Origin of the sequence: Rhodanobacter glycinis, from assembly GCF_006438785.1 — a bacterium.
GTDB classification, from domain to species: domain Bacteria; phylum Pseudomonadota; class Gammaproteobacteria; order Xanthomonadales; family Rhodanobacteraceae; genus Rhodanobacter; species Rhodanobacter glycinis_A.
The window spans coordinates 1,477,101-1,499,141 of sequence record NZ_RCZB01000001.1 but is presented as its reverse complement, the minus strand read 5'-3'; the positions used below and the strand labels follow the sequence as shown (position 1 = coordinate 1,499,141).

Sequence of the window (22,041 nt, the reverse complement as noted above, 5' to 3'; positions counted from 1 at the left end):
CCACGCATGGCCAACTTCACTCTGCAGCGCGGCCGCGTGCCGCTGCTGATCAGCCTGCCGCATGACGGCAGCTTCATTCCGGACGACATCGCCGCGCGCATGCACCCCGCAGCGCGCCGCTCGCCGGATACCGACTGGCATGTGGGACGGCTGTACGAGCCGTTGGCGCAGGCGCTGGGTGCCGGCGTGCTGAAGCCGTTGGCGTCGCGCTACGTGATCGACCTCAACCGACCGACCGACGGGCACGCGCTATATCCGGGGCAACGCGAGACCGGCCTGATACCGACAATCGGATTCGATGGCGAACCGCTGTATCTGGAGGGAGGCGCGCCGGATAGCAGCGAAGTTCAATGGCGGATAAATGAATTCTGGCAGCCCTATCATCAGGCCCTGACGCATGAACTTGCGAGACTGTGTGCAGAACACGGTCGAGCGGTGCTGTGGGAGGGGCACTCCATCCGCGGCCAGGTGCCGATGCTGTTCGAGGGGCGCTTGCCCGACTTCAACCTCGGCACGGCGACGGGGGCGAGTTGCGGTACGTTGCTGCAATCGCAACTGCAGGCTTGCCTGGAATCGCAGCCGCGCTTCAGTTTTGCCGTCAATGGCCGGTTCAAGGGCGGCTACATCACCCGGCACTACGGCAATCCCGAGGCGGGCGTGCAGGCCGTGCAGCTGGAGCTGGTACAGCTCAATTACATGGATGAAGCAAGCTTCGAATACGACGAGGAGAGGGCACCGGCGGTGCAGGAATTGATTGGCCGGATGCTGCGGTTTTGCCTGGAATAGACGCAGGTTATTGCGTGTTCGATCGCGCTGGATGAAAGTCAAGATCTTGCGTGCGCCGGGTGTGGAGTGGCCCGCATGGCGTTCAGCCCCGGTATCTCGTTTTCGCCGCATTGTCGGTACGTCGCGCCACCCGAGTTGCCGGGTTCCGGCCGGGTTCGCGATACCTTGATCATTCGAGGCTCTACATCATGATGCGTAAACTTCTGATTGCTTCCCTGCTCGTTGTTGGCGTTGCGCTTTCCGGTTCCGTGCTGGCTCAGACTGCGGCTCCGCAGGCGGCTGCGTCAGCGGCACAGGCAGCACCTGCAGCCGCACCCGCCGCAGCTCCGGCGGCGGCTGCAGCGCCCAAGGCTCATCACCACAAGCACCACCATCACAAGGCCGCTGCCACCCCGGCTTCTGCCAGCACAGCGGGCTGACAGTCGGTTGGTTGAATTGTTGTGGACCGAAACCTCGCCGGTGCAGATCGGCGGGGTTTTTCATGAGTGCTGCCTGATCGGCTTGCATTCGCCAAGGGCGAAGTTGTCAGCCCTGGCTTGCTGAAAGCGCTGCGACGCATTTCAGTTCGATCGCGATCGGCGTCGGCAGGGCACTGATGCCCAGCGTGGTACGGCAGGCGTCGACCCCGGCAAAATATTCCGCATACAGCCGGTTGTAGGTGGCGAAGTCGCGTTGCATGTCGGTCAGGAATACGGTGACATCGACTAGGTCGGTCCACGCGGTTCCGCTGGCCTCCAGCACGGCGCGCACGTTCGCGAATACCTGTCGGCATTGCGCCTCGATGTCGTAACTCACCAGCCGACCGTCCGCGTCGTGCACGTTGCCTGGGATCACGTTGTCGCCGGGTTGGCGCGGGCCGACGCCGGAGAGGAACAGCAGGTTGCCGACACGGCGTGCATGTGGGTAGGCGCCGACGGGGGCGGGCGCTGCATCGGTGCGGATGCCTTCGCTCACCGCCGCGGTTCCGGTATCCGGACCAGCTGCTGCATCGCATTGTGGTAGGCGGGCAGCAGGGTTTCGCGCGAGGTGACGTGCATGTTCAGATCGTTCACGTGGCCGTTGTCCAGGCTGTAGCACCACGCATGCACAGACAGTTTCTGGCCGCGTTCCCAGGCGTCCATCACCATCGTGGTATGGCAGATGTTGGAGACCTGTTCGATTGCGTTGAGCTCGCACAGGCGGTTGTTGCGCAGCTGCATCAGGTCCAGCGCGGCGAGCATGGCGGAATGTTTCTCGGCCACCTCACCGACATGCCGCAGCCAGTTGTCGACCAGGCCGAGCCGGCGCTCGTCCAGCACGGCCTGGATGCCACCACAGCCGTAGTGTCCGACGATGATGATGTGCTCCACCTTGAGGACGTCTACCGCGAACTGCACCGTGCTGAGGCAGTTGAGATCGGTGTGCGAAACCACGTTGGCGACGTTGCGCTGCACGAAAATATCGCCCGGCGGCAGGTCGACGATCTGAGTCGCCGGCACGCGCGAGTCGGAGCAGCCGATCCACAGATACTTCGGTGCCTGCTGCTTGGCCAGGCGTTCGAAGAAATGCGGATCTTCCGCGCGTACGGCGGCCGACCAGCGTCGGTTGCTGTCGATCAGTGCTTGCAGGGGGCTGTTCAATATCCTGGTTCCCGTCAGTAGCGAATGCAGATGTTTTTCGGCTCGGTGAAGAACTGCAAGGCGTCGCTGCCACCTTCGCGTCCGAGCCCCGATTGCTTGGCGCCGCCGAACGGCGTGCGCAGGTCGCGCAACAGCCAGCAGTTGATCCACACGATGCCGTATTCCAGCTGGCCGGCGAGCCGGTGGGCACGCGACAGATCCTGCGTCCACAGCGAGGCGGCGAGACCATATCTGCTGTCGTTGGCGATCGCCAGCGCTTCGGCCTCGTCCTCGAACGGGATCAGGCTGACCACCGGGCCGAAGATTTCCTGCTGGTTGGTCTGCGCGGCGGAGGACAGGCCATCGATTACGGTCGGTGCGATGAACCAACCGTTGGCGCAGCGGCCGGGCAGGCTGATTGCCTCGCCGCCGCACAGCACGCGGCCGCCTTCGGTGCGGGCCTGCTCGATGCAGCCAAGCACCTTATCGTAGTGCGCTTGCGAGACCATCGCACCGAGATCGCTGTCGGCGTCGTCCGGATCGCCCACGCGCAGTGCCTGCACGCGCGCCAGATAACGTTCGCGGAAGGCTTCGAGGATCGATCGCTGCACCAGCAGGCGCGAGCCGCACAGGCAGATTTCGCCCTGGTTGGCGAAGCCCGAGCGCACGATGGTGTCCAGGTTTGCGTCGGAAAGATCGGCATCGGCGAACACGATCGCCGGATTCTTGCCGCCCATTTCCAGCGATACCTTCTTGAACTGTGCGGCAGTCATGCTGGCGATACGCGCGCCGGTGGCGGTACTGCCGGTGAAGGAGATCGCCTTTACCAGCGGATGTTCGGCGATGGCCTGGCCGACTGTGGGGCCACGTCCCTGCACGATGTTCAGTACGCCGGGTGGAAAGCCGGCCTCGATGCTCAGCTCGCCGAGCAGGGCAGCGGTGCACGGGGTCACCTCCGAGGGCTTGGCCACCACCGTGTTGCCAGCGGCGAGCGCGGGCGCAATCTTCCAGGTGAACAGGTACAGCGGCAGGTTCCACGGGCTGATGCAGCCGACCACACCGAGCGGCTGGCGCAAGGTGTAGTTGATCGCGCCGGTGCCGGCCATGCCGGTTTCCATCGCGTGAGACTCGCTGCTCCAGCCGGTGATCGCCGCCGCGAAATAGCGCAGATTGCTGACGGCGCGGGGAATGTCGAGCCGGCGCGCGAGACTGAGCGGCTTGCCGCTGTCGCGCGATTCCAGCGCGGCGAATTCCTCCAGCCGCGCCTCGATCAGGTCGGCCAGCCGCTGTAGCAGATGCACACGTTGTTCAATCGGGGTGTTGGCCCAACCCGGGGCCGCACGGGCGGCAGCTTCGACCGCGGTGTCGACATCGAGCGAACTTGAATCGGGACAAATCGCGAATACCGCCCCGGTAGCCGGCTCATGCACCTGCAGCCATGCATCGTGGTGTGGCGCCTGCAGGCGACCGTCGATCAGATTGGCAAGGCGCAGGGTGGGCATCTGCACAAGCTTAAAACCAGCGTGCCGCAAATGCACCGGACGCTGGCGTATGCGTGGCGTCCAGGGGTGTTGTCTGGCTCAACTCAACGCGCGGGTGCGCCCGCCATCGACCGCGATGCTGACACCGTTGACGTAGGCCGCCGCTGGTGTGCAAAGGAATGCGATCACTGCGGCGACTTCGCCAGCTTCGCCGAAGCGGCGAGCCGGGATGGTGGCAATCAGGCCTTGCGCGATCTCGTCCTCGCCCTGGCCACTGGCCGCCGCCTTGGCAGCCAGCAGGCCATCGAGGCGACTGGTGCGGGTGTAGCCGGGCAGCACGTTGTTCACCGTGATGCCATCGGCAGCGAGCTCGCCGGACAGGGTCTTGGCCCAGCCGGCAACGGCGGCGCGCACGGTATTGGAAACACCCAGCCCGGCGATTGGCTCCTTCACCGAGGTGGAGATCACATTGACGATACGACCGTAGCCGCTGGCACGCATGCCGGGCAGCAAGGCCTGCAGCAGCACCTGGCCGCCCAGCAGGTGTTGCCGGAACGCGCTCTCGAACTCGGCCGCGGTAGCCGTGCTTGCCGGTCCGCCTGGCGGTCCACCGGTGTTGTTGATCAGGATATGTACTGGTTCGCCGGCGGCGATCGCGGTGGCCGTCGCCTGCAGGCTGGCAGTGTCCAGCATGTCGACGCTGCGCCAGTCATGGTGCTGCCCGGCGTGCGCCCGCGGCAGGCTTTCGGCGACGGTCCGCAGCGCATCGGTTGAGCGCGCCAGCAAGGTGACGTTCGCGCCCAGTTCGGCCAGTTCGATCGCGCTGGCGCGGCCAATGCCTTGCGAGGCACCGCACACCAGCGCGTGGCGTCCACTCAGATCCAGTTGCATGCGGTGTTCCTCGAGGTCAGTGCAGCAGCAGGCGCATTGCCAGCGCTGCAAACCAGCACAGCCAGCCCAGCCATGGGCCGTAACGCCATGCATGACGCCAGCCATTGATGGTCGTATCGCCCAGTGCCGGCAACACGGGTGAGCGCAGTACATGCTGCATGCGGATCCAGGTGCGGAATGCCGAGGTCTTGCCGTGTTCCGGCTCGGCAATCACCTGCCAGTGCTGCGGATAGCGTTTGCGCAGCAGCGCGGCTAATCGGAACTGGGCTATGTACGACACTACGAACAGGCCAACGCCACCCACCAGCAGGGCGAGATACAGAACGATCATGGCGAGTTGGGGTGGCTGGTCTTGCCATCATTATCGGTGCCACCACTATTGCTGCTCCAGGGTAGCGGCAATGCGGCACGCAAGCTATTGAGCAAACCATCGCCTTCAGGCGCTTTCTTGCAGATTGCGCTTCCGATGGCTTTCTCGTAAGTCTTGTTCATCATGCCGACCCACAGCGAACCGTCCGGGCCATGCGGAATGCTGAAGCTGCCGGTGGAATTCATCTTCAGTGTCGCTGCGGTGGTGTTGGAAATCGACGCTGGCGATTGTTCCCAATAGGTCTTGCCGGACTGCTGTTCGGCGGAGCTGTAGACCAGCAGATAGCGAGCCTTCGGATCGCTGACCTTGAGGCTGCCGAAGGCGCCGGTGGTCTCGTCGCTCCAGCCCATGTGCTCGCACAGTCCGATGTCCTCGGAGTGGATCGGCTGAAAGCCCTCATCCAGCAGCACGACGGTGGGCGCGAACAGATAACTGGCATGCAGCCAGCGGCCATTCAATTCCGATTTCACAGCCACCTGGTATGGCAGCTTCACGTCAGCTGGCAGGCGGAAGGCGAGAAAATAGCTGTGCGTGCCGCTCAGGTTGGCGACCATGCTGCCGCCGCCCAGTGTGAACTTCTGCGGCTGCCAGGGCAGCATGCTGCGATAGGAGAAGTCGGCAAAGCTGCTGCAGCATGGCGTTGCCTGCAGCAACTGCTGACGGGCCTGCTTGAGCGTACTGGCGGAATCCTCCGCCGGTGGCCGCAGGTTTGGCGGAATCAGTACCTTGGCGCTGTGGCAGCCCGCCAGCAGGAGGACGAGAGCCAAGGCGACGATGGTGGCAGGTGAGCGATACGACATGGCAGACAAGATACTCAGAATTCGGCTGTTCCAGCCGCACGGGGATAGGGAATGGCATCACGGATGTTGGCCAGACCGCAGATGTAGACGAGCAAGCGCTCGAAGCCGAGGCCGAAGCCGGCATGCGGCACGGTGCCGTAGCGGCGCAGGTCACGGTACCAGTCATAGGTGGCGGGATCGAGGCCGAACTGGACCATGCGCCGGTCCAGATAATCCAGTCGCTCTTCGCGCTGCGCGCCACCAATGATCTCGCCGATGCCCGGCGCCAGCACATCCATCGCGGCTACGGTTCTCCCGTCATCGTTCAAGCGCATGTAGAACGCCTTGATCGCTTCGGGGTAATTCATTACGACCACGGGACGACCGATATGTTTCTCGGCCAGGTAGCGTTCGTGCTCGGTCTGCAGGTCGATGCCCCAGGCCACCGGGTACTCGAACTTCTCGCCCGACTTCTGCAGGATGGTGATCGCATCGGTGTAGTCGATGCGCTCGAACGGCTGCGCGATGAACGCTTCCATCCGGCTGATGGCATCCGGCTGCACGCGCTCGGCGAAGAACGCCATGTCGTCCGGGCGCTCGTCCAGCACCGCCTTGAAGATCGCCTTGAGGAAGGCCTCGGCGCAATCGGCATTGGCGGTGAGGTCGGCGAACGCGATCTCCGGTTCGACCATCCAGAACTCGGCCAGATGCCGCGCGGTGTTGGAATTTTCGGCGCGAAAGGTCGGGCCGAAGGTATAGACCTTGCTCATCGCCAGGCAGTACGCCTCGACGTTGAGCTGACCAGATACGGTGAGGAATGCCTCGCGGCCGAAGAAGTCCTTGCGGAAGTCGATCTTGCCTTGTTCGTCGCGCGGCAGGTTGGCCAGGTCCAGCGTGGATAGCCGGAACATGTCGCCGGCGCCTTCGGCATCGGAGGTGGTGATGATCGGGGTGTTGATCCAGAAGAAACCCTGCTCGGTGAGGTGGCGATGGATCGCCGTCATCATCGTGTGGCGTACGCGGGTGATCGCGCCGAACAGGTTGGTGCGCGGACGCAGGTGGGCGACCTCGCGCAGGAATTCCATCGAGTGCTGCTTGGGCTGGATCGGGTAGGTCTCCGGGTCATCGACCAGGCCGGTGACGGTCACTTCGTCTGCTTGCAGCTCGAAGCTTTGGCCCTTGCCCTGCGACGGCATTAGGGTGCCGCTGACGATCACGCTGGCGCCCGCGGTGAGGTGCTTCACCTCGCTGTCGTAGTTGGCCAGTGTGGCCGGCACCACGGTCTGGATCGGGTCGAAGCAGGAGCCATCGGTGACGTTGACGAAGGACAGGCCAGCCTTGGAATCGCGCCGCGTGCGCACCCAGCCGCGTACGGTTACCGTGCTGCCGGCTTCGAGCTTGCCGGAAAGAGCCTGTTTCACACTGACCACGGCCATGGATTGAAACTCCTGCTATTGCGCCGCGTGTCGGCACTTGGATGATGAACGGCGCGTGCGCTGCGACGCGCAAGGCCAAAGCGGCATGATAATGTAGCTGTTGCCCGTGCCGCGACTTTCCGGGCCATTAGCTGTACAGACCATCGAGGCAGGGTCCATCGTCATGAGCATCACCATCACCCCCGCTGCCAACGAACGCATGCGCCATTTCCTTTCGGGCACGCCTGCGGCCGCCGGGGTGCGTTTCGGGGTCAAGCGTACCGGTTGTTCCGGGTTTGCCTATGTGGTGGATCTGGCCGAGTCGATCGGCGAGGGTGATCGACTGGTCGAGGTGGACGGCCTGCCGTTGATCGTCAACGACAAGAGCCTGGCCATGGTCGAGGGCACGGTGATCGACTTCCAGCGCCAGGGCCTCAACGCCAGCTTCGTGTTCCACAACCCGAATGCCACTGGCGAATGCGGCTGCGGCGAGAGTTTCACCATCAGCTGATCGGCGTTTGCGCCGTAGCAGTCATGGTTTTCAATGACTTGCGCGATCATTCGCCGGCATCGTACAATCCCGCTTCTGTCTGCACCCGTCCGGGAGCTGACAGGACACTTGCCTCACCGCACCAGCGGGAGGCTGCGAGGCCGCAAGGCCGCATCCACAAGGAGTCAAACCACAATGACCCTGCGTCATTACGAAGTTGTGTTCATGGTCCACCCTGACCAGAGCGAGCAGGTTCCGGCCATGCTCGAGCGTTACAAGGCGCTGATCGAGACCGACGGCGGCAAGATCCACCGCCTGGAAGACTGGGGCCGTCGTCAGCTGGCCTATCCGATCGTGAACCTGGCCAAGGCACATTACGTGCTGCTCAACATCGAAGTGAGCCAGAACGCGCTGAACGAGCTGGAGTCGGGTTTCCGCTTCAACGATGCCGTGCTGCGCCATCTGGTCGTGCGTCGTGACGAGGCCGATACCGAGCCGTCCTTCATCCTGAAGTCGAAGGAAAAGGATGACGCCAAGTCCACCCGTCGCCGTGACGACGAGGGTGATGGCGAAGGCGAGGGCCGCCCGCGTGGGCGTGACCGCGACGACAACGATCGCGACAGCGACGACTGATAGGAATCCAGACCATGTCCAAGTTTTTCCGCCGCCGCAAGTTCTGCCGCTTCACCGCTGAAGACGTGAAGGAGATCGACTACAAGGATCTCAACACGCTGCGTCAGTACGTTACCGAGAACGGCAAGATCGTGCCGAGCCGCATCACCGGTACCAAGGCGCGCTATCAGCGTCAGCTGGCCACCGCGATCAAGCGCGCACGCTTCCTCTCGCTGCTGCCGTACACCGACAACCACGACGTCTGAGCGTGGCTGACCGCAGCCCCGTGCTGTGGTCAGCGGTTTCGCCCGGCCATGGCCGGGTGCGACTTCAGACACCCTTCGGACAACCGTCCCCTGGCTGCGCCGGACCACACCGGTGCTAACGAAAAGGAAGCATCATGGAACTCATTCTTCTGCAGAAAGTCCGCAATCTCGGCACGCTCGGCGACAAGGTCGACGTGAAGCCAGGTTACGGCCGCAACTACCTGTTGCCGCAGGGCAAGGCCGTGCGTGCCAACGCTGCCAATCTGGCTGCGTTCGAGCAGCAGCGCGCCGAGTACGAAGCGAAAGCCGGCACTATGCTGACCGACGCCGAGGCGCGCAAGGTCAAGCTGGCCGACGTCTCGGTGACGATCTCCGCGCACGCCAGTGCGGAAGGCAAGCTGTTCGGTTCGGTCGGCCCGCGCGATATCGCCGAGGCACTCGCCGCGGCTGGTCACAACGTCAACAAGGGTGAAGTGATCCTGGGCGAAGGCCCGCTTCGCAACACCGGCGAGTACGACGTGGTGGTGAGCCTGCACGCCGACGTGCAGACCACGGTCAAGGTGATCGTGGTCGGCGACAAGTAAGCCGATACCTCCATTTTCATTGATGGAAGCAAACGGGCGCCGCATGGCGCCCGTTTTCTTTTCGGCCCAGGCAACGGGGAAAGAAGTATGTGTTATCCCCAGCAACGCACAGCTTATCCACAGAGTTATTGTCTCGGTAGTTGAGATAGCGCCGCGTATGATGGCCATCAGTGCAGCCGTTCGCGCGATGTCCGCGTGCTGCCCGTTTTTCGTGAGGCAATCCCTCCGTGAGGTAAGTCGATGTCCTTCGTGCCCGAACGCAAACCCTCATCTCCTGCCATCGAGGCGTTGCGCGTGCCGCCGCATTCCATCGATGCCGAACAGGCGGTGCTTGGCGGTTTGATGCTGGCGCCGGATGCGTTGGACAAGGTGGCTGATCGGCTGGCCGAGCAGGATTTCTATCGCAAGGATCATCGGCTGATCTGGCGCGCGATCAACGAACTGGCGAACAAGGGCATGCCGTGCGACGCGGTGACCCTGGGCGACTGGTTCGACAGTAACGGCCTGGCCGAGATGGTCGGCGGCGCCAGCTATCTGATTGAACTCGCCAACAGTACGCCGAGCGCAGCGAATATCGCAGCCTACGGCGATATCGTGCGCGAAAAGTCAGTGATGCGGCAGTTGATCGATGCTGGGACCTCGATCACCGAGGACGGCTACCGACCCGAAGGCAAGAGCGTGCAGGAGGTGCTGGAGAGCGCCGAGCAGCGCGTGTTCCACATTGCCGAGTCGGGTGCGCGCGGCAAGAAGGATTCCGTCTCGATGCGCGAGGCGGTGAAGGATGCCTTCCGCCTGCTCACCGAGCGCTACGAGAATCGCGGCCAGCTCACCGGCATCACTACCGGCTTCAATGATCTGGACAACCTCACCTCGGGCCTGCAGCCGTCGGATCTGATCATCGTGGCGGCGCGACCGTCGATGGGCAAGACCGCGTTCGCGCTGAACATCGCCGAGACCGCCGCGCTGCGCAGCAAGAAGGCGGTGGTGGTGTTCTCGATGGAAATGTCCGCTTCGCAGCTGGCGTTCCGCCTGATCTCGTCGGTCGGCCGCATCCATCAGCAGCACCTGCGCAACGGCGATCTGCAGGAGGAAGACTGGCCGCGCGTTTCCAACGCGATCTCGATCCTGTCCGATGCCAAGATCTTCATCGACGACACGCCCAGCCTGTCGCCGGTGGAGCTGCGCTCGCGCTCGCGCCGGCTGCATCGCGAGCATGGCGGGTTGGGCCTGATCGTGATCGATTACTTGCAGCTGATGCAGGTGCCCGGCAACAAGGAGAATCGCGCCACCGAAATTTCAGAAATTTCGCGTTCACTCAAGGGCCTCGCCAAGGAGTTGAACGTGCCGGTGATCGCCCTGTCGCAGTTGAACCGCTCGCTGGAACAGCGAGCAGACAAGCGTCCGATGATGTCCGACCTGCGCGAGTCCGGCGCGATCGAGCAGGATGCCGACGTGATCATGTTCATCTACCGCGACGAGTACTACAACAAGGAATCGCCGGACAAGGGAATGGCAGAGATCATCATCGGCAAGCAGCGTAACGGCCCCACCGACACCTGCAAGCTGACCTTCCTCGGTCATTACACCAAGTTCGAGAACTACGCACCGGACTCGTTCGTCGGGTCGTTCGACTGATTCCGGACGTCTGTTTGCCATGAGTCGCACTACTGTCGCCACCATTCACCTCGGCGCATTGCGCCACAATCTGGCGCGGCTCAAGGCGCTGGCCGCGCCAGCGAAAGTGATGGCCGTGGTCAAGGCCGATGCCTATGGTCACGGACTGGAGCGGGTTGCCCGTGCGCTGAACGGCGAAGCCGAGGCGTTTGCCGTGGCCGCACTCGGCGATGGCCTGCGGCTGCGCGCGGCGGGACACCGGCAACGCATCGTGGTGCTGTCCGGGCCCGACAACGCTCGAGACATCACCGAAATGCAGCGACTGCAGCTGGACGCGGCGATCCATCACGAGGTGCAACTGCAGTGGCTGACGCAGGTCGAGCCGGCACGCGGACGTTTGCGCGTCTGGCTCAAGATCGACAGTGGCATGCATCGGCTCGGTTTCGCGCCGGAGCGTGTGGCCGAAGTGCATGCACAACTCGCCGCGATGCCGGGTATCGATCCCGAGATCGGACTGCTCACCCACTTCTCCGATTCCGAAGCGTTCGACGGCGAACAGACGCCAGCGCAGATCGCCTGCTTTACCGAGGCGACAGGGATGTTCGACGGTCCGCGTTCGCTGTCCAATTCCGCCGCGGTGCTTGGCTGGCCCGCCGCGCGCGGCGACTGGGTGCGCACGGGTGGCCTGCTGTACGGTTTGTCCGTGGTCGACGGCAAGACCGGCGCCGATTTCGGCTTTCGTCCAGCGATGACGCTGAGCACGCGCTTGATCGCGATCAATCCGATCAAATGCGGCGAGCGCATCGGCTACAACGGTACCTGGACCTGTCCCGAAGACATGCCGGTCGGTGTGGCCGCCGTCGGTTACGGTGACGGCTATCCGCGCAGTGCCATGGCCGGCACGCCGGTACTTGTCGGCGAGCAGCGTGTGCCGCTGATCGGTCGTGTTTCGATGGATCTGATCACGCTGGACCTGCGCCACGCGCCGGCCGCGAAAATCGGTGATCGCGTGCTGCTGTGGGGGCCGGAATTGCCGGTTGAACTGATCGCTGCGCAATCCGGCACGATCTCCTACGACCTTACCTGTGGCATGACCCGTCGGGTGCTGTTCGTCGAAGACGAAAGCTGACTGCGTCTGACGCCGCGGCGTCTCGCGGTTTGCGATGAGCGCAAGCTAAGCTGTTCGCATCACATAAAGTATCCAGCCGGGAACCCGCATGGCCAAAGCCAAGACCGCCTATGTCTGCACCGAGTGCGGCGCCGAGCACAACAAGTGGCAGGGTCAGTGCGTCGAGTGCGGGGTGTGGAACACACTCAGCGCGATCGTGCTGACGCCGGCATCGGCGGCAAAGTCATCGATGGGGGCGCAGCGTTCGAGCTATGCCGGCAGCGCGGCTGGTGCGCCGCAAATCACGCCGCTGACCGCGGTGGCATTGACCACCGAGGCACGCACACTCACCGGTATCGGCGAGCTGGACCGGGTACTCGGCGGCGGGCTGGTGCAAGGCTCGGTGGTGTTGGTCGGCGGCGACCCAGGCATCGGGAAATCCACCTTGCTGCTGCAGATGTTGGGCACGCTGGGTGCGCATCTGCCCAGTGTGTATGTCACTGGCGAGGAATCGCTGTCGCAGGTCGCCGCGCGCGCGCAGCGCCTGGGCCTGCCGCTGGAGCCGCTGCGGGCATTGGCCGAAACCTGCATCGAGCGGATTCTCGAGCAGGCGATGGCAACGCGACCACGGGTGCTGGTGATCGATTCGATCCAGACCATCTGGACCGAGTTGCTGCCCGCCGCGCCCGGTTCGGTCAGCCAGGTGCGCGAATCGGCAGCAAAGCTCACACGCTTTGCCAAGGAAACCGGCACCTCGGTATTCCTGGTCGGTCATGTCACCAAGGAAGGCGGCATTGCCGGCCCGCGCGTGCTGGAGCACATGGTCGACGCGGTGCTGTATTTCGAGGGCGAAGCGGGTAGCCGTTTTCGCGTGCTGCGCGCGTTCAAGAACCGCTTTGGTGCAGTCAACGAGCTGGGCGTGTTCGCGATGTCCGACAAGGGTTTGCGCGAAGTGCCAAATCCGTCGGCCATTTTCCTGTCCACGCACAGCGGCCCCACTTCAGGCAGCGCGGTAATGGTGACGCGCGAAGGCACCCGCCCCTTGCTGGTCGAGGTGCAGGCGCTGGTCGATCAGTCGTCACTGGGCAACCCGCGCCGCTTCGCACTGGGGCTGGATCAGAACCGCTTGGCCATGCTGCTGGCGGTGCTGCACCGGCACGGTGGCGTGGCGGCCTACGATCAGGACGTGTTCGTCAATGTCGTGGGTGGCATCCGTGTGCAGGAGACTGCGGCCGACCTGCCAGTGGTGCTGGCTGTGTTGTCCAGCTTGCGCGACCGGCCATTGCCGGAACAGGCCATCGTGTTTGGCGAGGTCGGTCTGTCCGGCGAGATTCGTCCGGTGCCGAACGGCGAGGAGCGCCTCAAGGAAGCCGCCCACCACGGTTTTCGCCGCGCGATCGTGCCCAAGGCAAACGCGCCCAAGAAGGGTCGGGTTGGCGAGATGGAAGTGATCGGAGTGGAACGGCTGGCCGAGGCGATTGAAGCCTGTCGTTGAACGATCCGGTTACGCCCCGCGATGCAGGATCAACTCCAGCACCGCCTTGCTGCCGAAGAACGCAAGCAGCAACACCGCCATGCCGGTCAGCGTGAGATTGACGGCGCGCTGACCGCGCCAGCCATGCCGCCAACGGCCATACAGCAGGATGCCGAATACCAGCCACGCCACGATCGACAACACGGTCTTGTGGACCAGATGCTGGCCGAACAGGTTGTCGACGAACAAGGCGCCGGTCAGCAGGGTCAGCGTCAGCAGCACGAAACCCGCGCCGATCAGGCGGAACAGCAAGGTCTCGGTCAAGGTCAGCGGTGGCAGCGCGCGCAGCCATGGGCCGAACTGGCGATGGCGCAGTGCACGTTCCTGCACGGCCAGCAGGATGGCCAGCACAGCGGCAATCGACAGCACGCCGAATGCGATCAAGGCGACCGTGACGTGCAATTTGATCTGCCAGTCCATCGACTGCGGCAGAGTCGGCGGGGCGCCGAAGCTGTCCACCGCGAGCAATATCGCAGTCAGTGGAAACACGATCACGCCGAGCGCAGCAACCGGACGCGAAGCGTTCACCAACAAGGTCAGTGCCGAGACCACGAAAGCGACCAGCGACAGTGCCGCGAAAAAATGCAGATCCAATGCGCCGCGATGCATGCCCAGCAGGATGCCCGCATGGATCAGCACCGCCCCACCGGCCAGGCCGAGCGCCAGTCGGTTCAACGGCTGCTCGCCGCTCAGCAGAGGGCGTGCCAGGCCTGCGGCGGCGGCCAGATAAAGCGCGATGGCGAGCAGGGCAAGGACGTGAATGATCATAGCCATGCAGTGTCGCACAGGCCTTGGCCAGCATGCATGCCAAGCGGGCCACTGCGTCCGCTATAATCGAACACTTTCCTGTTCGCCGGTTCCGCCATGTTCGAGTCACTCAGCCAACGTCTTTCCACCACCGTCAACCGCCTGCGCGGCCGCGGCCGGCTGACCGAGGAAAATATTCGCGAAGCATTGCGCGAGGTGCGTATCGCGCTGCTCGAGGCGGACGTGGCGCTGCCGGTGGTGCAGGCGCTGATCCAGCGGATCAAGGTGCGCGCGGTTGGCCAGGATGTGATCAAGAGCCTGTCGCCGGGCCAGGCGCTGGTCAAGGTAGTCAGCGACGAGCTGACCGTGGTGATGGGCAGCGCCAACAGCGAGCTGAACCTGGCCCAGCAGCCGCCGGCGGTGGTGCTGATGGCGGGTCTGCAGGGCGCCGGCAAGACCACTACGGTGGCGAAGCTGGCGCGCCTGCTGACTGAGCGCAAGAAGAAAAAGGTGATGGTGGTGAGCTGCGACGTCTACCGTCCGGCCGCGATCGAGCAGTTGCGCACGCTGGCCGAGCAGGTCGGGGTGAAGTTCTTCCCGTCCGAGGCGGGCCAGGACCCGGTCGCCATCGCCAGGGCCGCCGTCGCGGCAGCCCGTCGCGAAGTGGTCGATGTGCTGATCGTCGACACCGCCGGTCGCCTGCATGTGGACGAGGCGATGATGGCCGAGATCAAGGCGCTGCACGCCGCGATCACGCCGGTCGAAACCCTGTTCGTGGTCGACTCGATGACCGGCCAGGATGCGGCCAACACTGCCAAGGCGTTCAACGAGGCGCTGCCGCTGACCGGCGTGATCCTGACCAAGACCGACGGCGACGCCCGCGGCGGTGCGGCGCTGTCGGTACGTTATGTCACCGGCAAGCCGATCAAGTTCCTTGGCGCGGGCGAGAAGAGCGACGCGCTGGAACCGTTCCATCCGGATCGCCTGGCCCAGCGCATCCTCGGCATGGGCGACGTGCTGTCGCTGGTCGAGGAGGTCGAGCGCAAGGTCGACCAGGACAAGGCGCAGAAGCTGGCCCAGAAGGTGATGAAGGGCAAGCGCTTCGATCTGAACGACATGAAGGACCAATTGGAACAGATGGGCAATATGGGCGGCCTGGCCGGCCTGATGGACAAGCTGCCTGGCATGGGCAACCTGCCGGACAGCGTGAAATCCAAGGTCAACGACGGCGAGATGAACAAGATGATCGCGATCATCTGTTCGATGACCAAGAAGGAACGCCGCCACCCGGACCTGCTGAACGGCTCGCGCCGCGCCCGCGTGGCCCGCGGTTCGGGCACCCAGCCGGCCGACGTCAACCGCCTGCTCAAGCAGTACATGCAGATGGAAAAGATGATGTCCAAGCTGTCCAAGGGCGGCACCAAGGGTCTGATGCGGCAGATGCGTGGTGCCATGAAGGGCGTGGGTGGGATGGGCGGGCTGCCGCCCATGCGTTGAACGAAAGCGGGAGTAGGGACAGGACAGGAGCTTTACAGCTTTATGCTGTTCCCCGCTCCCTATAGCTAGGCCTTCCCTTTTCCCGAAAACCCGCTAAAATGCCCCGTTTACCGCGCACGTCTCTCGTGTGCCTGCCGCTCATTCGGCAATTCTGGAGTTTTACCATGGTCAAGATTCGTCTTTCGCGCGGTGGCGCCAAGGGCCGCCCGTTCTACCACGTCGTCGTGACCGATCAGCGCAGCAAGCGCGACGGCCGCAACATCGAGAACATCGGCTATTACAACCCGGTTGCATCGGGCAAGGACAAGCGCCTTGAGCTGAACGTTGAGCGCGTCAGGGAGTGGGTGGGCAAAGGCGCGCAGTTGACCGACAAGGTCGCGGCCTTGGTCAAGGAAGCTGGCAAGCTGCAGCAGCCGGCCGCCTGAGCGTGGTCGCAGCCAGTCGGCGCGTCCTGATCGGGCGCATCGTCGGGCTGTACGGTGTGCAGGGTTGGCTCAAGATCGAATCCTGGGCTGAGCCGCGCATGCGGATCTTCGACTACCAGCCGTGGCTGCTCACTGCAGCGCCGGGTGTGGAGATGCAGATCTCGGGAGTGAAGGGTCGAACGCAAGGCAAGGGCATGGTGGCCCAGCTGCCTGGAGTGGACGACCGCGAACAGGCAGCAGCGTTGATCGGCAATGACATCTATGTCACCCGTGATCAGCTGCCTCCTCCCGCGAAGGATGAGTATTACTGGGTCGATCTCGAAGGAGTTGAGGTCGTCACCACGGAGGACGTGAAGCTGGGGCGGGTCAGTCACCTGTTCGCCACTGGTGCCAACGATGTCGTGGTGGTGAGGGACGGCGAGCGCGAGCGGCTGATTCCTTTCATCCAGGGTTCGTATGTGCGTTCGGTGGATTTGTCCGCAGGGCGCATGGTGGTGGACTGGGATCCTGAATTCTGACGTCGCCGGGTTGCGGGACTTGAGGACAAGGATCATGCGCATCGATGTCGTCAGCCTGTTTCCCGACTTCGTGCGTCAGTGTGCTGCTGTTGGTGTGGTGGGACGCGCGCAGCAACGCGAGTTGCTGCAGGTAGAAACCTGGAACCCGCGCGACTACAGCACTGACAGGCACCGCACCGTGGACAGCAGCTCGTATGGCGGCGGTCCCGGCATGGTGATGATGATTGAGCCGTTGCGCACGACCCTGGCGGCCATGCGTGACGCGGCGCCGGAACCGGTGCATCTGATTTATCTCAGTCCGCAGGGAACGCGGCTGACGCAGGGCAGGGTGGAAGCGCTGGCAAAACTGCCGCGCATCGGCCTGCTTTGCGGACGTTACGAAGGTGTGGACGAGCGTCTGCTGGCGCACGAGGTCGACGAGGAGCTTTCCATCGGCGACTATGTGCTGTCCGGTGGTGAGCTGGCTGCCGCGGTGATCATCGACGCGGTGGGACGCTTGCAGGACGGCGCGTTGAACGACGTGCTGTCGGCCGAGCAGGATTCATTTTCGGATGGCCTGCTGGATTGTCCGCACTATGGAAAACCGGTGCACGATGCGCTGGGTGATGTACCGGAGGTGTTGCTGTCAGGTGACCATGCGGCGATCGCGCGCTGGCGCCTCAAGCAATCGCTGGGACGAACCTGGTTGCGCCGCCCGGACTTGTTGTCGCAGCGTGGGCTGGATGCGAAATCCCGGGCCTTGCTGGATGAATTCCGCCGTGACCATGCTCAACAGGAGCGGTCACGGCAAGACGATGCGGCCGAATGACGGCCGCAGCATTGATATCGCTAAAGTGAACCGACAGGTGCGCCATGAACAAGATCATTGAACAGTTCGAATCCGAGCAGATCACCCGCCAGCTGCCGGACTTCGGCCCCGGCGACACCGTGGTGGTCAACGTCAAGGTGAAGGAAGGCAACCGCGAGCGCGTGCAGGCGTTCGAGGGCATCGTCATCGCCAAGCGAAGCCGTGGCCTGCATTCGGCCTTCACCGTGCGCAAGATTTCGCATGGTACCGGCGTGGAGCGCGTGTTTCAGGCGCACAGCCCGGCCATCGACTCGCTGACCGTGAAGCGCAAGGGCAAGGTGCGCGGCGCCAAGCTGTATTACCTGCGTGGCCTCGAAGGCAAGGCTGCCCGCATCAAGGAAGACATCGCTGCTGCCGCCGCTGCCAAGGTCAACGCCAAGGCTGCCGCCGCCGCTGCTTCAGCCGCGGAGTAATCTGCTCCGTCGTTGCTGTGGCATGAAAAAACCCGCGGAGCGATCCGCGGGTTTTTTGTTGCCGCAATGAATGCGGTGAGGCTAATCGGTGCGCCAGACCGGGCTCACTCGTCCAATCGCTGGGGCTGCTGAAGGAAGTTGCCCTGCACGAAGTCCACGCCGCAGGCAAACAGCAACGACGTGCTGGTCGCATCCTCCACCCATTCGGCGATGGTCTGACGTTTCAGTTCGCGCGCCTGCTGGCAGATCTCGGTGATCTTGCGCTGGCTATCCGGGTGTTGCGGCAGTTCGGCCATGTAGCTGCGGTCGATCTTCAGGTAGTCCGCGTCGACATGGTTGAGCAACTGGAACGAATTCAGGCCCGAGCCGAATTGCTCCAGTGCGAAACGGCCGCCCAGTTTTTTCCAGCCCTTGACGAACTCCTGCGCCGGCCGCAGCAGCGTCATCACCTTGCTCTCGGTCATTTCCAGCACGAGGTGACCGCGCTTCAGTGCTGCCTGTCCCAGGCGGTCGCCCAGCCACGGCAGCAAGGTGTCGTCCTGCAGCGAGGCGGCGGTGAGCTTGATGAAGAAGGTGGTCTGCTGCCCCTGCGCCTCGCGTGCCTGCAGTGAGCTGATGGCACGGTCGAGCACCCAGCGGTCGATCGCGCCGGTGAGGTTGTGCTTCTCGGCTATCGGCATGAAGAATCCGGGCAGTACCTCGCCTTGCGGGCCGTTCATGCGCAGCAGGATTTCCGAATAGTCGCCCTCGGCATCCTGCAGGCTGATGGTTTGCTGGTGATAGAGCATCAGGCCATTCGATGCCAGAGCCTGCTGCAGCAGTTCGAGCCAGTAGCGGTCGCGCTCTTCGTCCGCTTTTTCGCGCGCAGCCGGATCATGCAGTTCGACCTGGCTGCCGCCCAGACTCTGCGCGGTGCGCAAAGCCTGACTGGCCTGGTTGAGCAGCAGCTCGGTGTTGGCGTTCTTCTCGCCCAGCAAGCTGCCACCGATGCTGGCGGTGACCGTGATCGAGCGGGTGCCGGCATCAAAGATCTCGTTGCTGACGCTGTGCTGCAGCTTGGCGATCCATTCCTTGATCCCCTCATCCGTGCGCGAATCGAGTACCACGCCCAGCGTGTGTTCGGCGAGCATGCCGGCGACATCGTCGGCACCCAGCAGCATGCGGATGCGGTCGGCGAAGCCGGCAAGCAGCTCATCGGCCTTGCCGAGCCCGATACCACCCACGAGCGAGGCCCAGTTGTCGGGCTCGACCAGCAGCAGTGACTGGCCCTTCTTGCCCTTGGCTGCCGCAGTCACTGCATCATCGACGCATTCGAGCATGCGGGCGCGGTTGAACAGCCCGGTAACCGGGTCGCGTTGCAACTGCGCGAGTACGGCCTGGTCGACCAATTGCCGGCGGAACACGATCTGCAGGCAGGGCTCGCCCTCGAACGTGGCCGGGGCGAACTCCACCGTGGCGTCGAAGTGGCTGCCGTCGGCGCGTCGCGCGTGCAGGGCGAGATGCGATGGCATCTTTTCCTGGCGTGCATGGCCGCGCAGCAGCGCCTTGAATTCGTCCGCATTGGTCGCGTCGATCATGTCCAGCACGGGCAGTCCCAGCAGGTCGTCGAAACTGTCGTAGCCGAAAGTCTCCAGATAGGCCTGGTTGGCGCGTACATGCATGCCTTCGTGGACATACGCAATCGCATCGGTGGACGAGTCGAGCAGCGCATCGCAGCGGCGCTCCGATTCGCGCAACGAGGTTTCGAGCCGGCGCACCTGACGGCGCGTCTGCAGCGATTCGAATTCCCTTTGCAACACCGCAATCAGTTGTTTTGGCTGGTTGCGCGACGCCACGCCGCGGGCACCATGCACAAACAAATCTGCGATGACCTGATTGTCGAAGGTATTGACCAGTCCGAGCAGCGAATAGTCGCGGCCATAGGCATCGAGTACTTTCACGGCCTCGGACAGGGTGATGCCGGTGACCGCCGGATCGAACATCACCACGTCCGGCTCCAGCTCGTTCACGGCCGTCTGCAACTGCTCGATATTGGTGGCGCGGGCCGGTCGCACGGCGATGCCGGTATTGCGCAGCAGGCTGATGATCTGCTCCGCTTCCTCGAGCGAGCTCTCGATGAAGAGGATCTTGATGACGTAATCTTTTTTCATGGGGCGTTGAGCTGTCCGTTGATCAGCATGGGCTGTGCGAGTTGGTTTGCATGCTCGTCCGTCACTGATGTTTGTAACGGATTCCGCCACCAGCCGCCAGCGAAAAACCGCATAACAGTGACCGCCGCCTGCTCACACCGGTCGCTTGGAGGCGTCACCACCCACTTCACGGACCAGCCTGGGCACCAGATAGCCCGGCAGGCGCGCGCGCAGGGCATCCATCAATGCAAGCGCACGGGCGTCGTCGACCTCGAAATGCGCGGCGCCCTGCACACGGTCGAGCTGGTGCAGGTAGTAGGGCAGCACTCCACCGGCGAACAGTCGCTCGGACAACCCCGCCAACGCATCGACGTGGTCATTGACGCCGCGCAGCAGCACCGATTGATTGAGCAGCGTGGCGCCGGCGTCGCGCAGGCGGGCGCAGGCCGCGTCGACACTGGGGTCAAGTTCGTTCGCATGATTGACGTGCAGCACCATTACCTTCTGTATCGGCAGCGAACCGAACCAGTTGAGGAACGCGGAATCGATGCGCTCGGGCAACACGATGGGTAGTCGGCTGTGGATGCGCAAACGGATGACCTGCGGCAGCTCGGCCAGGCCTCGGCCCAGCTCCTCCAGCTTGCTGGTGGCCAGCGACAGCGGGTCCCCGCCGGAGAGAATCAGCTCGCTGATCGAGTCGTCCTGGCGCAGATGTTCCAGCGCCTGCCGCCACTGGCCGGCGGCGGCGATTTCCTCGCCATACGGGAAATGCCGGCGGAAACAGTAGCGGCAGTTGATCGCGCAGCTGCCGCTGGCGATCAGCAGCGCACGGCCATGGTACTTGTGCAGCAGGCCATGGGCGGCACGCGCATCCATGTCGCCCACCGCATCAGCCGTGAAGCCGGGCACCTCATCCAGCTCGGCCAGCTGCGGCAACACCTGCAGCAGCAGTGGGTCGCGTGCGTCGCCGTGGCGCATGCGTGCGACAAGGCCGCGCGGCACGCGCATCTGGAAACCCGCGTCCGCGGGCGGCAGGCGATCGGCGAGGTGCTGCAGCCCGAGCAGAGCGAGCAGTTCGCCGGCATCGGTAACAGCCTCGCGCCAGAGCTGGCGCCAGTCGGTCGAGGGTGAGGGCGGTGTAATGCGGGCACCGGGGCTTGCGGTTATCATGGCGGGCCTTGGGCGGGCGCTAGGCCCGTGACAGATACCCATTTTAGCCGTCCTGCGGGGCGGTTTTACCTCCGGAGCAGATAACGCATGGCGACCCTTGGCCTCAATGACGTCAAAACGGGTAAGAAGATCATTCACAACGGTGATCCGTGGCTCATCACCGAAGCGGACTTCGTCAAGCCGGGCAAGGGCCAGGCGTTCACCCGCATCCGCATCCGCAATCTGAAGGACGGCCGCACCACCGAGCAGACGCTGAAATCCAGCGATTCTTTTGAAGAAGCGGATGCCACCGATACCGACATGCAGCTTTCGTTTATCGATGGCATCGGCAAGGACCGCGTATGGAACTTCATGAACATGGAGACCTTCGAGATGACGCCCGCCTCCTTTGCCGCGATGGGCGATGCGTGGAAGTGGCTCAAGGGTGAGGAAGAGTGCGTCGTCACCGTGTTCAACGGCAGCATCATCGCCGTGCAGGCACCGAAGTTCGTCGAGCTGAAGATCACCGAGACCGATCCGGGCGTGCGTGGCGATACCTCGGGCGGCGGCGGCAAGCCGGCCACGTTGGAGACCGGCGCTGTGGTTCGCGTGCCGCTGTTCGTCAATCAGGACGAAATCATCAAGGTCGATACCCGCACCGGTGAGTACGACAGTCGGGTGAAGTGACGAACTGGCGCGCGAACACGGCTCACGCCTTTGCCGGCACATCATCTCCGGCGGAAGCAGAGATCCAGCGGACACCCGTGCGCAGCACACTTCGTCCTTCG

Annotated in this window: 24 protein-coding genes; 14 read left to right on the top strand and 10 right to left on the bottom strand. The window is 63.6% G+C overall.

The annotated features are described in order from the left end of the window. Positions 1-6: 6 nt before the first annotated feature. Entirely contained in the window at positions 7-786 is a 780-nt protein-coding gene (gene hutG, locus EAH75_RS07200) for an N-formylglutamate deformylase (protein WP_140650050.1), read from the top strand. Positions 787-1,311: 525 nt separating this feature from the next. Here the strand turns inward: hutG and EAH75_RS07190 are convergent. The 7 genes from EAH75_RS07190 to asnS all read right to left on the bottom strand — a co-directional run bounded on the left by EAH75_RS07190 (position 1,312) and on the right by asnS (position 7,341). Beyond that, positions 1,312-1,740, bottom strand: a complete 429-nt coding sequence (locus tag EAH75_RS07190; protein ID WP_140650052.1) for a RidA family protein — start codon at positions 1,738-1,740, stop codon at positions 1,312-1,314. Continuing rightward, a complete protein-coding gene (gene can / locus EAH75_RS07185) occupies positions 1,737-2,405 on the bottom strand; it encodes a carbonate dehydratase (RefSeq protein ID WP_140804904.1) in 669 nt (222 codons plus the stop codon). The genes EAH75_RS07190 and can overlap by 4 nt, the downstream gene beginning before the upstream one ends. A gap of 14 nt (positions 2,406-2,419) precedes the next feature. Beyond that, the gene (locus EAH75_RS07180; protein ID WP_140804902.1) at positions 2,420-3,886 is read right to left on the bottom strand and encodes an aldehyde dehydrogenase; all 1,467 of its coding nucleotides are present in this window, start codon (positions 3,884-3,886) and stop codon (positions 2,420-2,422) included. Positions 3,887-3,964: 78 nt separating this feature from the next. Beyond that, a complete protein-coding gene (locus EAH75_RS07175) occupies positions 3,965-4,756 on the bottom strand; it encodes an SDR family oxidoreductase (protein ID WP_140650059.1) in 792 nt (263 codons plus the stop codon). Positions 4,757-4,772: 16 nt separating this feature from the next. Then, positions 4,773-5,087: a hypothetical protein gene (locus EAH75_RS07170; RefSeq protein ID WP_140650061.1), complete on the bottom strand. Its 315-nt coding sequence runs from the start codon at positions 5,085-5,087 to the stop codon at positions 4,773-4,775. Next, on the bottom strand, positions 5,084-5,926 hold the full coding sequence (locus EAH75_RS07165) for a MalM family protein (RefSeq protein ID WP_140650063.1): 843 nt from the start codon (positions 5,924-5,926) through the stop codon (positions 5,084-5,086). Before EAH75_RS07165 ends, EAH75_RS07170 begins: the two co-directional genes overlap by 4 nt. Positions 5,927-5,940: 14 nt before the next feature. Further along, positions 5,941-7,341 (bottom strand): asparagine--tRNA ligase, encoded by a 1,401-nt coding sequence (gene asnS, locus EAH75_RS07160; protein ID WP_140650066.1) that lies wholly within the window; start codon positions 7,339-7,341, stop codon positions 5,941-5,943. 163 nt (positions 7,342-7,504) lie between these two features. On the opposite strand from asnS, the gene EAH75_RS07155 reads away from it, so the two are divergent. From EAH75_RS07155 to radA, 7 genes are all read left to right on the top strand, one after another. After that, entirely contained in the window at positions 7,505-7,831 is a 327-nt protein-coding gene (locus EAH75_RS07155) for a HesB/IscA family protein (RefSeq protein WP_140650068.1), read from the top strand. Positions 7,832-8,005: 174 nt separating this feature from the next. After that, positions 8,006-8,443: a 30S ribosomal protein S6 gene (gene rpsF, locus EAH75_RS07150; protein WP_140650069.1), complete on the top strand. Its 438-nt coding sequence runs from the start codon at positions 8,006-8,008 to the stop codon at positions 8,441-8,443. Between the two features lie 14 nt (positions 8,444-8,457). Then, positions 8,458-8,688, top strand: a complete 231-nt coding sequence (gene rpsR, locus EAH75_RS07145) for a 30S ribosomal protein S18 (RefSeq protein WP_007081973.1) — start codon at positions 8,458-8,460, stop codon at positions 8,686-8,688. Positions 8,689-8,822: 134 nt separating this feature from the next. Further along, complete coding sequence (gene rplI / locus EAH75_RS07140) at positions 8,823-9,272, top strand: 50S ribosomal protein L9 (protein WP_140650071.1); 450 nt, start codon at positions 8,823-8,825, stop codon at positions 9,270-9,272. A gap of 240 nt (positions 9,273-9,512) precedes the next feature. Beyond that, positions 9,513-10,907: a replicative DNA helicase gene (locus EAH75_RS07135; protein WP_140650073.1), complete on the top strand. Its 1,395-nt coding sequence runs from the start codon at positions 9,513-9,515 to the stop codon at positions 10,905-10,907. A gap of 19 nt (positions 10,908-10,926) precedes the next feature. After that, the gene (gene alr, locus EAH75_RS07130) at positions 10,927-12,015 is read left to right on the top strand and encodes an alanine racemase (protein WP_140650075.1); all 1,089 of its coding nucleotides are present in this window, start codon (positions 10,927-10,929) and stop codon (positions 12,013-12,015) included. 88 nt (positions 12,016-12,103) lie between these two features. Continuing rightward, positions 12,104-13,489 carry a DNA repair protein RadA gene (gene radA / locus EAH75_RS07125; protein ID WP_140650078.1) on the top strand — a complete coding sequence of 462 codons (1,386 nt, stop codon included), beginning with the start codon at positions 12,104-12,106 and terminating at the stop codon, positions 13,487-13,489. Between the two features lie 9 nt (positions 13,490-13,498). Here the strand turns inward: radA and EAH75_RS07120 are convergent, their stop codons facing one another. Continuing rightward, a complete protein-coding gene (locus EAH75_RS07120) occupies positions 13,499-14,296 on the bottom strand; it encodes a cytochrome C assembly family protein (RefSeq protein WP_140650447.1) in 798 nt (265 codons plus the stop codon). Between the two features lie 96 nt (positions 14,297-14,392). Between EAH75_RS07120 and ffh the strand changes: the two genes are divergently transcribed. From ffh to rplS, 5 genes are all read left to right on the top strand, one after another. Then, positions 14,393-15,772 carry a signal recognition particle protein gene (ffh, locus tag EAH75_RS07115; protein ID WP_140650080.1) on the top strand — a complete coding sequence of 460 codons (1,380 nt, stop codon included), beginning with the start codon at positions 14,393-14,395 and terminating at the stop codon, positions 15,770-15,772. A 164-nt stretch (positions 15,773-15,936) separates the two neighbouring features. Then, positions 15,937-16,197 (top strand): 30S ribosomal protein S16, encoded by a 261-nt coding sequence (gene rpsP / locus EAH75_RS07110; protein ID WP_140650082.1) that lies wholly within the window; start codon positions 15,937-15,939, stop codon positions 16,195-16,197. Positions 16,198-16,199: 2 nt separating this feature from the next. Continuing rightward, a complete protein-coding gene (rimM, locus tag EAH75_RS07105) occupies positions 16,200-16,715 on the top strand; it encodes a ribosome maturation factor RimM (RefSeq protein ID WP_140650084.1) in 516 nt (171 codons plus the stop codon). Positions 16,716-16,749: 34 nt separating this feature from the next. Next, positions 16,750-17,523, top strand: coding sequence for a tRNA (guanosine(37)-N1)-methyltransferase TrmD (gene trmD / locus EAH75_RS07100; protein ID WP_140650087.1), 774 nt, complete (start codon positions 16,750-16,752; stop codon positions 17,521-17,523). A 44-nt stretch (positions 17,524-17,567) separates the two neighbouring features. Continuing rightward, positions 17,568-17,975 carry a 50S ribosomal protein L19 gene (gene rplS, locus EAH75_RS07095; RefSeq protein WP_140650089.1) on the top strand — a complete coding sequence of 136 codons (408 nt, stop codon included), beginning with the start codon at positions 17,568-17,570 and terminating at the stop codon, positions 17,973-17,975. Between the two features lie 104 nt (positions 17,976-18,079). On the opposite strand, the gene EAH75_RS07090 is transcribed toward rplS, so the two are convergent. Both EAH75_RS07090 and epmB read right to left on the bottom strand, forming a co-directional pair. Beyond that, on the bottom strand, positions 18,080-20,125 hold the full coding sequence (locus EAH75_RS07090; protein WP_140650091.1) for an EAL domain-containing response regulator: 2,046 nt from the start codon (positions 20,123-20,125) through the stop codon (positions 18,080-18,082). A 132-nt stretch (positions 20,126-20,257) separates the two neighbouring features. Beyond that, positions 20,258-21,274 (bottom strand): EF-P beta-lysylation protein EpmB, encoded by a 1,017-nt coding sequence (gene epmB, locus EAH75_RS07085; protein ID WP_140650093.1) that lies wholly within the window; start codon positions 21,272-21,274, stop codon positions 20,258-20,260. A gap of 87 nt (positions 21,275-21,361) precedes the next feature. On the opposite strand from epmB, the gene efp reads away from it, so the two are divergent. After that, on the top strand, positions 21,362-21,940 hold the full coding sequence (efp, locus tag EAH75_RS07080) for an elongation factor P (protein WP_140650095.1): 579 nt from the start codon (positions 21,362-21,364) through the stop codon (positions 21,938-21,940). Positions 21,941-22,041: the final 101 nt, after the last annotated feature.